This is a genomic window from Azohydromonas australica DSM 1124, assembly GCF_000430725.1.
Lineage (GTDB): Bacteria > Pseudomonadota > Gammaproteobacteria > Burkholderiales > Burkholderiaceae_C > Azohydromonas > Azohydromonas australica.
In genome coordinates this window covers 28,381-38,211 of the sequence record NZ_AUMO01000080.1, presented here as the reverse complement: position 1 = coordinate 38,211, position 9,831 = coordinate 28,381, and the positions used below count along the sequence as shown (strand labels likewise).

Genomic DNA, 9,831 nt, shown 5'->3' with positions numbered 1-9,831 from the left:
CGAGAACAGCCTGCATCATGTGCTCGACACCACCATGGCCGAGGACGCCAGCCGCATCCGCCGCAATCCCGGCGTCTTCGCCTGTCTACGCCAACTCGCGCTGAACCTGTTGCGCAGCAACGGCGAACGCAACATTGCCCAAGCCCTGTACCGCAATGCGCTCTCGCTCGACAAAGTGCTCAACTACGCAGGCATTTGGCAGAAGTAAACAGCCCTGCGGGCGCTACGGGGTCGTCGCCGGTGGCCGCCGCCTGGAAGCCCTGAACCTGCTTTTCACTCAGGGCAAGATTGATGCGGATTTTCCGGTGCGCTGCCTGGAAGTATCCCAAGAGGATGCGCTGTCGGTTTCCCTAGCCGAAAATTGCGGGCGTGAACCGCTCCATGGGAGCGATTTGTTTTACAGCTTCCTGAGCATGTTTGAGCAGGGCAAGACGGTTTCCCAGATTGCAGACGCCTGGGGAATCAGCCCGCTCACTGTGGAGCGCCGGCTGAAACTTGCCAAGATCAGCCCGAAGCTCATGACACTGTACCGGGACGAAAAAATCGAACTGGAACAGTTGATGGCATTGACGCTCACTGAAGAACACGAATTGCAAGAGGTGACGTGGTTCAACTCAGCACCCTACGAACGCTCAGCGCACAACCTGCGCCGCAAATTGACCGAGCGCGATGTGCCGCCGAATAACCCGTTGGTGAAGTTCATTGGCTTCTCAGCCTATGAGGCAGCGGGTGGCAATATCCGGCGCGACCTGTTTTCCGATGACGTAGATTTCCCGGGTTTTATGACGGAGCCGGCTCTGCTTGAGAAGCTGGCCACGGAGCGCCTGCAGCGCGAGGCCGAAGCGGTGCGCGCCGAAGGGTGCTGGCAGTGGGTGGAGGTCTGCACCAGCTTTGGGTACACCGACCGGCAGGCATTCGACCACGGCCACACGCTGGACGTGGACCCGAGCGAGGAACAGCAGCAGCGGCTCGATGCCATCGAGGCGCTGGTGTCCGAGTTGGAAGACCAGATCGACAACCTGAACCCTGAGGACGACAGCGAGGCCATTGATGCGCTGGAAGCGCAGCAGCGCGAAGCCGAACGTGAACGCGAGGCCATTGAGCAGACCCTGCAGCAGATCGACCCACGCGATCTGCCACTGGCCGGTGCGGTGGTGTACGTGGATCAGCGCGGCGAACTGGCCGTCCTTCGTGGACTGGTGCGCGTGGAAGACCGCAAGGCACAAGCCACGCAGGGCGCAACATCATCCGGCAGCGCCGGCACTGCCGCAGGGACGGCAGCGGCCAAGGCCACCAAGCCGGAATACTCCGAACGGCTGCTGCGCCAGTTGACCGCACATCGGACTGCCGCGCTGCGCGCCACACTTGCAGACAGCCCGGCCGTCGCGCTGCGCGTACTGGCCTATCAACTGGCCGTGCAAACCGGCCTGTCGTCGCGCCGTGGCTCTGGTGACCGGCCCGTTGAGATTCGCGCCGATACCGCCGATGTGCGAAAGGAAGGCGCGGACTTGGCCGAGTGCAAGGCGCAGCTGGAAATGGAAGCGCACCGCGAGCGGTGGGGCCACCTGCTGCCCGGCGATCAGCATTCCCTTCTGGCCTGGGTGCTCGGTGCGGGAGGCCGCAGGCACTTAAGCGGCGGCGGGCCTGGAAGGACTGAAGAAGCCCGAGGCAGTCGCCTTGGCCCAGCAGCGCCTGCAAGGCAAGCGGTGGCTGCCGTCCGTATTGCGGGCCAAGGGCTGAAGCCGCGCCGGCCTCTGCCGCAAGTCCAGAGGCTGGGCCACCCGGGGATGCAAGCAGCTTCATACTCACCGCGCCGCTGGCGCTGCCGGTAGCCGGCTCTGCCGGGCTTCGACCGACTCCACATCGCCACAGGCTGCGCTGCGCACCACGACTGCGCGCAGCGCCCCACCGAGGACTTGAAGATGGACAAGGTACTCACGGAGCGCCAGCGCGATCCACTGCACCGCGCGCTCGATGGTCAGCTGCTGGCCGTGTGCTTCGGCGCCGGCGTGAATTCGACTGCCATGCGGGTGCCACTTCACGCCGCAGGCCTTCATCACCATGGCCGGCACGGGTGATGAGAAGCCCCGGAGGCGGCAGTACGTCAAGCGCACGGACCACGCTCCGCGCGCGGGGACTGGCCGCACGTCATGGTATGCCGCAAGGTGCCACTGGCTATGCGGCCCCTGAAAAAGGAATGCCCGGCCGGGGCCGGGCAGAAGGTACCTTCGACGGCAGGTACCGAGCGGACAACCTTCGCGTCGGCTTCGTGCCGGCTGCCTCGGTCAGCCAAGGCAGTCGCAGCCCGGCCGCGCCAGCTCAGGCAGCCTGTTGCTGTGTCGCGTTGACCACGCCGGCGGTCGCGCGCTTGAAGTTGGCCTCGGCCGTTTCAGTCGCTTGCTTGGCGGCCTTCTGCACGCTGTCGAAGGCGTTGCTGGCAGCAGCGACGCTGGACTTCACCAGGGCCACGGCGCTCTCGCTGCCCGCCGGCGCGCTCTTGAGCGCGGTGTCCACGGCGGCCAGGACGTTCTTCTGCAGCTCGGCCACCTGGGCTTCGACGATCTTGGTCACTTCGGCACTGGTGGCCGCGGCGATGTCGTAGACGTGGCGGCTGTAGGAAGCGGCCTTCTCGGCGGTCGGCTGGAGCTGGCCAGATTGCAGGGCCAGCAGTTCCTTGGCGTCCTTCACCGACAGAACGGCCTGGGCGTGCTCTGCGGACTCACGCAGCGCCGCCTTGACGGCCTGCACGTTGAGCTCGACAGTCTTCTCGACCCCTTCGAAGGTCGCCGCGGCCAGCTTGAAGGCGGCTCCAATAGAAGACTTCTGGATGGCAATCAGTTGCTCGGCGGTTTGCATTTGGCTTCGGGAAAGTGAACTTGGTCGGAAAAATTGCTGCACTGCAGCATGGCCGCCAGTATAGGGAAAACGCTGTCTGCGTCTAACGCTTTTGTGCAACGCAACATTTCCTCGACAGCCGTCGGTTGGCTTTGCAGTGGCGAAGGCAACGCCACCAAGAACAACCGGGCTCCGACGGGAATGCTGGAACACGAGCAGGCAGATACAGCAGGCAGCGAAGCCAAGGACAGGGGGCTTCATCAGCGCGACGGCACGCCCGTCTTCACCAGTAAGGTTTCCTGCGCATATACTGTGTTTTCATACATATAAAGGTTGTGCGAAATGGATGCTGAGATGCTGGATACCAAGGCCACCCATGGAACGCTGGCTGCCTTTCCGGAGGATGGGCCGAGCAGTGACAAAGGCTGGAGGTCCCGGATCCGCACGCATCTCGGGAATGGTGGCAAGAGCTTGCCTATTTCCCGGCGCAGTGATGCGATTTCCATTCCGATGTGCCCGTGGGTCGCGGATTGCGACAGGAACGATGCCAGACCGCTGAACGTGGCCGCCACCCATGTGCTGCTGAGGGCCACTGGCAAGGCACCCCGCCACGCTGTGCAGCGCGAGTACGCGCTGCCGCACAAGGATGTCACCGTGGTCGTCGAAGGCGAATCAGAGCACATCGGGCTCGACATCGCGCCAGACCACGATGCCCCGTCCGGCATGCTGGCGGCCCGCCATGGCCTTGGCGGGCAACGAGCCCGTGCACCGGGCCAGTCCTCCTGCCGGGCGCAGGCAGGCAGCACCAGGGCCTGGAGCGAGAGCCGATCTCCGGCATCCCGCTGAACAGCGCCCATCGCTGCAATCGTCTGCTGCGACGCGTGCCATGCTGTTCGAAGTGCGCCGCCAGCGAATCCGCGGTGTCCCGCTGACCAAGGAGGCCGGCAACCGGGTTGTGCCTGCCAGCGGCGATCTGCGAGTGCAGGAAGGCCCGGCCGAGCCCATGGGCCGCCGGTTGTGCCGCGTAGCGACGCTCCATGCCGTTGATCGAGTCGTCAACGGCGACAGCCTGCCCAGGCTCTACGACGCACGGCTGCTGTGGATGGCACCGCTTGCCCTCGTCCTGGGTGGCATCGAGTTCGAGGGCGGCACGGGCTACTGGCAGACCTGGTATTGCACTCCCCTGGATCGACACCCGCTGGCCGGCATGGTTGGGAAGCCTGCGGCTTTGAAAGACAGCTCACGCACGCGAGGTACCGCACCGACAGCTGAAGCCCAGGCCGCGACCGCTGCGATGCCCGCATTGCCCTCGGCGGCATGCCACCGAGGGGATACGTCCCTGAACGCTCAACAGACAAAAGCAAGAGATGAAGATGGATGACCTTCCTCCCAGACCCAGCCCGTTCCTGTTGGAGGTCCATGCACGCCTGGCCTCGCGTTACATGGCACCTCACGTACGGCTTGCCGGCTTCCAGTCACGCTGGATCGCATTCCGGCGTGACGAGCTGGAGCAGGGCATCGAGCGCGCAGTGCTGGACACCACGCCTGGCCAGCTGACGTCAGCGCGCAAGGCCGATCTGATGGCGCAGGCCCGGGAAGCAGCCGGCCCTGGCAGTGTCCTCTTCATTGCCGAGATGGCCATCATGCGCTCCAGGGACGAAGAAGCCGAAGGCGAGGAAGCCGTCACCAGCCGGATCATGAGCGTCGCGCTGCGGGAAACCGGCCAGTTCTGGGGCGTGGTGGGGTTTGTGGAGCTCGACCACGAGGGCAGGCCCACCGGCCGAGTTGGAGGGCCGATGCCATTGATGATCGAGGGCCCGCCATCGGACTGAGCGGCCGTGCGGCGTCACCTCGCGGGCCATGAGTCGGACTTGCGGGCGGCGCGTTTCGCGGCCTGCATCCTATGGGCACCGAAGCGGTGCCCGGTTGAAGGCCTTGCCTTCGGCGCCGTGCCCCAAGGACGCGGTGGCCCGCATCCGAAAGGCCCCTGCTTCTGCCAATATCGCCTGCCCTGAACCGGTTCTTATGAGGTCACGCGCCGGTGGCTGCAAGCCGCAGCGCGTGCCCTTCAAGGATTCCTGTGCGGCCACATGGGCTCACCCATGGAAGCCGTTCCGGTCAAGCGTCAAGGATTGCTTTCGTCATCCCCGTCATGTCGTCTTTCGCCTTCTATTTCCACGCCGATGTCTTCGAGCACAAGCGCCAGCTGCTACGCGGCGGCACAAGCGTTGTCATCGACCATGTCGGCGCCACGCCGCGCCTGCCCTTCAAGGACATTGCAGCCGGCGATGAGCTCTTCATCGTTGGCCTGAGCGGCAACCACCTGCACCTGGCCGGGCGGCTCGTCGCCGCAGACCGGCCGATGAGCCGCAGCGAGGCGCTAGCACGCACCGGGAGGCACGATCTCGTGGACAAGGCGCTCATCTGCCTGGCCACCCCGGCCAGCGTCGATGTGTTCAGGCCCGACCTGCGGGTGCCCGTGGAGGTCGCCCAGGCGCTGGAGTTGTTCAACAGCGACGGTGAGCCTGTCAGGACCGAAGGGATGCGCCAGGGGCGCTTCGAGCTCAACGTCCTGCGCTCGTGTCCCAGGCTGTCGGCTGCGTCCGCGGCGCAGTTGAGGCAGCTGCTGGGACAAGGGTCGGCTGCAGAAACCCGCGTCGCAGCAGCCCAGGCAAGCGCTGAGGCGATGAGCAGCATCGAGGCTCGCCGCGGGTCCGCGGCCTTGCGCACCCGGCTGCTGCAGGCGTGGGGTGGGCGCTGCGCCGTGACAGACTGCGCCGTCGAAGCCCTGCTGGAGGTCGCGCACATGACGCCTGCTGCGCCGGCCGCCGCCGAGCGCCTTGGTGACGCGATGGTGCTGCGCTCGGACATCCACACGCTGTTCGACCTGGGCCTCATGGCCTTCGACGACCGGTGGTGCGTGCGGGTATCGCCGCAGCTGCGCGACAGTGAGTACTGGGCCTACAACGGCCGAGCCATCCAGCCCCCCGAGCCCGCCGCCTGCGCAGCCTGCGTTCCATGAGCTCCGGCGCGGAGGCTAGCGAGCCGCTCACTGATGGCGGATGCAACGGCCGGCACTCCCGCGACCAAAATCGCCGCGTGCCAATGTCAAAATCGTGCGCCTCCACTTTCCATGCAAAGCAACGCATGAACCGCAACGACCTGGCTGCCCTGCTGGCAGAACAACACGAGCTCTCCAAGGCCAGCGCCGCGAAGGTGCTCGGCACCGTGATCGACGCCTTGTGCTCGGAGCTCAAGAAGGGCAATGCCGTGGCCCTGGCCGGCTTTGGTACCTTCAAGCTCGGCCAGCGTGCTGCGCGCACCGGCCGCAATCCCGCCACCGGCGACAAGATCAAGATTCCTGCGCGCAAGCTGGTGAAGTTCTCGCCCTCCACGTCGCTGGCGGGGCTGGTGGATCCGAAGTTCGCCAAGGCCCGTGCCGAGAAGGCCGCCGCCAAGCAGGCCGCCCCGGCCAAGAAGGCTGCAGCCAAGAGCGCTGCCACACCCGCGAAGAAAGCTGCCGCCAAGAAGGCGGCTGCGAAGAAGGCCGCCTGAACCGGTCCAACGGCGGCTGCTGGCTTGGGCATCACGCCGTGCTTAAAGCGGCTGCTGCGGATGTCCCGCGCCCATTGAAGAAGCCCCGCGGGACGGGGCTTTTCATCATGGATGCGGTATCGCCACGGTGCCGCTGCCGGCATCGCGGCGGTGCAACTTCAAGCCAGGTGCTTGCTGACCAGCCCCGTCATCTCGAACATCGTGACCTCGTCCTTGCCCATGACCGCCTTCAAGGCGCCGTCGCACAGGATGTTGCGCTTGTTGGCCGGGTTCTGCAGGTTGTGCTGCTTGATGTAGTCCCAGAGGCGCTTGGTGGCTTCGGTACGTGGCAACGGATCGACCCCGATGATGGCCGCAAGGTCGGCGCTGGGCTTCAAGGACTTCATGAAGGCGCTGTTCGTCTGGGTGTCAGTCTTGGCCAATGGAAATGCTCCTGCCGTGTAGATGGAGCGCAGCATACCGCCTTGAAGACTTGCGCCTGGCAGGCCAGTCCCGTACCGCGCACTTGCTATTCCTGCTTGCACGCCGGGTCTGGTGAAATACGCCAACATTGAATTTGCATCCGGGGAATTCCAGCAATGAGTCACGACATGGTGGACGCCACAGGCGACGCATGGGCGGCTGCCCAGCTCGTCCGGTCCTTTGAAGACACCGATCAGAAAAAGCGCCTTGCGGGGCTCGACCCCGTTGAACGCGAGGCGCTGGCAGGCGCCATTGCCCTGGTGGCTGATCGCAAGGCAGCGGCCTATGCACGGGCCCTGTCCGGCGAGCTGCCGGGCCTTGCCGCATGGATGAAGCGCGATCCGGACCTGGCCCAGGCCACAGCGCTGCTCAACAAACACTTTCTGGCGATCAACTCCATTCCCGCACGGCCCGGCGTGCCGGCCGCCAGTGGCGTTTGCACGGCACCTGCTACCGAGCACGACACTGCGGTGGACCGGGCGCAGCAGGCCTTGGCGTTCTGAATACTCCTGGAGCACCACGTGGCAAAGCCTGATTGGCCATCGAAGCGTCGTGACGGCGACGGCGACCGCGGCCGCAACCGTGACCGCAACACCCGTGAACCGCTGCGGGATAACGTGATCTTGCACCCGGCATCGAACAGAGATTCCAGCGGACCACGGCAAGACAGATCCAAGCCGCAGGTCGTCAAGCAAGGCGTGAAAGGCGCCTTGCGTGCGGCCAACTTGCGGCTGCTGCTGGAGAACGCGCCGGTGCGGGAAGCCTTGGCGCTGGTGGCCGAGGTGCCCCTGGAGCGCCTTGAAGCCATGTCCCAGGGGGCGCTGTGCCCCGACGAGACGGCCTTCCATATCGAGCGGGCCCTGAAGCTGCCCGGCAAATGGCTGGACGGGCTCAACAAGGAAGTCCCGGAGCGCACGCTGGAGCTGCTGAAGAACCCCGACCGAGCCGGACTGCATGACGACGAGGACTTCGAGGAGGGTGCCCCGGCGCTGGCTCCCGAGGTGAGCGCCGCCTCTGCGCAGCCAGCGGCAGAAGCTTCAGCCGTTGCCCAACCGGCGCCAACCCCAACGCAGGCTGCGGCTCATGCCCCCGCTGCCCAGCAGGCTCAGGGGGCCGATGTCGCGGCCTCAGCCGCCGTCGAGCCCGCTCCCGGGGCCGCAAGCACTGAAGGGGCTGAGACAGCGCCAGCAGCAGGGCCGGCCGTTGACGCCGCCCAGGCACTGGCTGCTCCTGACGGCCTGCGAGCCGCTGGCAAGCGTGCCGCAAAGGCGACGAGGCGCGCGGCTGCCGTCGCTGAAGCCCAGTTGCCCCTGACCGAGATTGCACCGCCCTCGCAGTCTGGCCCGAACGAGACCTCCTCCATGGCATCTCCCGAGTTGCGCAAGCAGAACTTGGCCGTGCTGCTCCAGGGCAAGGGCGCCAAGAGCGCGCTGGCCAGGGTTCTCCATGCCAAGCCGCCGTACGTGTCGGCCATGCTCAGCGGGCGCAAGAGCCTGGACAAGGAGCTCTGCCACGGCATGGCTCGTGCGCTGGGCCTGCCCGCTGACTGGTTCGAGGCGCCTCATACGGCTGTGGACATTCCCGCAGCCACGCTCCAACGCCTTGCATCCTTGCGGGATACGGCTGCCAATGCCGACACCACCGTCGACGGCGATGCGGGTGAAGTCGCAGCTGCACCCACGGCTGCCAGCAGCCCATCCGCCACAGGTAGTGCTGATGAGGCCGAGTCGAGTGAGCGGAGTACCGCCCGGGCCGCCCCCGCCGAGCAAACGCGACAGCGCGCCCACAGGGCCTCCCAGCACGACCACCAGCAGCTCATCGAGCCTGCTGATCCGGTCGAAGAATCCACCAACGCTCCTGCCACTGCAGCGGTTGCGGCGGACCTGCCGGCGCCCGTCGAACCTGAAGTTCGGCCCGCGGTACAGGAGCCCGCACCGGTAATGCGCACCGAAGTCATAGTGCCTCCTGCACCGGCTTCGGTCGCGGCACCGATCCAGGCTTTGGCACCTGCGACGGTCCATCAGGCCACGCTGCAGGCCGCTGACTTCACGCCGGTGTATTCGCAGCCCTTGATCATCGAAGGCGGGCTGGCGCCCATCACGGAAGCGCTCATCAAAATGCTGGTGCTCAAGGCCAGGCACGGCGTACTTTCGGAAGACAAGGCTTTCGACTTGCTGGGCGCGGTGCGCTTGCTGTGAACCGGCGGCCTTGCGCAACCAGCCACGGCAAAGCGGTGCAGCCGCCATCGCGGGGTTGTCCATGCATCCATCGATGACCGTGGGAGCACCCTGTTTCGCCAGCCCGCAACAGTCAAACCCATGAAAACACTCATCGTGGCCGAGAAGTCCTCGGTAGCCGCCGACATCGCGCAGGCGCTGGGCGGCTTCACGCGCCGGGGCGGCTACTTCGAGCGCAGCGACCTGGCTGGTGGCGGCTGCCCGCGGGCACCTGGTGCAGCTGGGCGTGCGCAAGGACGACGATCCCGGCTTCAACCTGGCGCAGCTGCCCGTCATCCCGCAGTGCTTTGCGCTGGAGGCCCTGCCCGACTCCAAGCAGGTGCTCGACCTGCTGCGCCAGCTGGCCGGACGCCCCGACGTGGACCGCCTGGTCAACGCCTGTGACGCTGGACGCGAGGGCGAGCTGATCTTCCGGTTGATCGTGGAGTACCTGCGCGTGCGCAAGCCCATCGAGCGCATGTGGCTGCAGACCATGACCTCCACCGGCATCAAGCAGGCCTATGCCCACCGGCGCAGCGACGCCGACATGCGGCCGCTGGCCGCCGCGGCCCGCTCCCGGGCCGAGGCCGACTGGCTCGTGGGCGTCAACGCCACGCGGGCACTGACCAAGGCCAACCTCGTGGCGCCCGGCGAGCTCGTGTCGGCCGGCCGGGTCCAGACGCCGACACTGGCCCTGCTGGTCGACCGCGAGCAGGAGATCCGCACGTTCGAGCCGCGGGACTTCTGGGAGGTGATTGCCACG

At 66.1% G+C, this 9,831-nt stretch carries 12 protein-coding genes and 1 pseudogene; 10 read left to right on the top strand and 3 right to left on the bottom strand.

The genetic code is table 11. The features are described from left to right. Both H537_RS54390 and H537_RS0113685 read left to right on the top strand, forming a co-directional pair. Nucleotides 1-208: pseudogene (locus tag H537_RS54390) on the top strand (ISAs1 family transposase); the annotation flags it as partial. 97 nt (nucleotides 209-305) lie between these two features. Continuing rightward, complete coding sequence (locus H537_RS0113685; protein ID WP_238446689.1) at nucleotides 306-1,832, top strand: ParB/RepB/Spo0J family partition protein; 1,527 nt, start codon at nucleotides 306-308, stop codon at nucleotides 1,830-1,832. Here H537_RS0113685 and H537_RS0113680 read toward each other — a convergent pair. Then, entirely contained in the window at nucleotides 1,806-2,063 is a 258-nt protein-coding gene (locus tag H537_RS0113680) for a hypothetical protein (protein WP_028998370.1), read from the bottom strand. The two genes, H537_RS0113685 and H537_RS0113680, sit on opposite strands and share 27 nt — an antisense overlap. 256 nt (nucleotides 2,064-2,319) lie before the next feature. Beyond that, nucleotides 2,320-2,856 (bottom strand): TIGR01841 family phasin, encoded by a 537-nt coding sequence (gene phaP / locus H537_RS0113675; RefSeq protein ID WP_028998369.1) that lies wholly within the window; start codon nucleotides 2,854-2,856, stop codon nucleotides 2,320-2,322. A 333-nt stretch (nucleotides 2,857-3,189) separates the two neighbouring features. On the opposite strand from phaP, the gene H537_RS52780 reads away from it, so the two are divergent. From H537_RS52780 to H537_RS0113655, 5 genes are all read left to right on the top strand, one after another. Then, entirely contained in the window at nucleotides 3,190-3,681 is a 492-nt protein-coding gene (locus H537_RS52780) for a hypothetical protein (protein WP_156901687.1), read from the top strand. A gap of 40 nt (nucleotides 3,682-3,721) precedes the next feature. Further along, complete coding sequence (locus tag H537_RS52775) at nucleotides 3,722-4,216, top strand: hypothetical protein (RefSeq protein ID WP_156901686.1); 495 nt, start codon at nucleotides 3,722-3,724, stop codon at nucleotides 4,214-4,216. Then, complete coding sequence (locus H537_RS0113665) at nucleotides 4,203-4,667, top strand: hypothetical protein (RefSeq protein WP_028998368.1); 465 nt, start codon at nucleotides 4,203-4,205, stop codon at nucleotides 4,665-4,667. The genes H537_RS52775 and H537_RS0113665 overlap by 14 nt, the downstream gene beginning before the upstream one ends. Nucleotides 4,668-4,987: 320 nt before the next feature. Further along, on the top strand, nucleotides 4,988-5,857 hold the full coding sequence (locus H537_RS0113660) for an HNH endonuclease signature motif containing protein (RefSeq protein ID WP_028998367.1): 870 nt from the start codon (nucleotides 4,988-4,990) through the stop codon (nucleotides 5,855-5,857). After that, a complete protein-coding gene (locus H537_RS0113655) occupies nucleotides 5,854-6,390 on the top strand; it encodes an HU family DNA-binding protein (protein ID WP_375136324.1) in 537 nt (178 codons plus the stop codon). Before H537_RS0113660 ends, H537_RS0113655 begins: the two co-directional genes overlap by 4 nt. A 158-nt stretch (nucleotides 6,391-6,548) precedes the next feature. On the opposite strand, the gene H537_RS0113650 is transcribed toward H537_RS0113655, so the two are convergent. After that, entirely contained in the window at nucleotides 6,549-6,776 is a 228-nt protein-coding gene (locus H537_RS0113650; RefSeq protein WP_238446688.1) for an SWIB/MDM2 domain-containing protein, read from the bottom strand. Between the two features lie 192 nt (nucleotides 6,777-6,968). Here H537_RS0113650 and H537_RS0113645 point away from each other — a divergent pair, with 192 nt between their 5' ends. From H537_RS0113645 to H537_RS57040, 3 genes are all read left to right on the top strand, one after another. Beyond that, the gene (locus H537_RS0113645; protein WP_156901685.1) at nucleotides 6,969-7,355 is read left to right on the top strand and encodes a hypothetical protein; all 387 of its coding nucleotides are present in this window, start codon (nucleotides 6,969-6,971) and stop codon (nucleotides 7,353-7,355) included. An 18-nt stretch (nucleotides 7,356-7,373) separates the two neighbouring features. Next, nucleotides 7,374-9,050 carry a hypothetical protein gene (locus tag H537_RS0113640; protein ID WP_156901684.1) on the top strand — a complete coding sequence of 559 codons (1,677 nt, stop codon included), beginning with the start codon at nucleotides 7,374-7,376 and terminating at the stop codon, nucleotides 9,048-9,050. A 229-nt stretch (nucleotides 9,051-9,279) separates the two neighbouring features. Beyond that, the coding region (locus H537_RS57040; RefSeq protein ID WP_441293975.1) for a DNA topoisomerase at nucleotides 9,280-9,831 on the top strand (552 nt) is incomplete at its 3' end.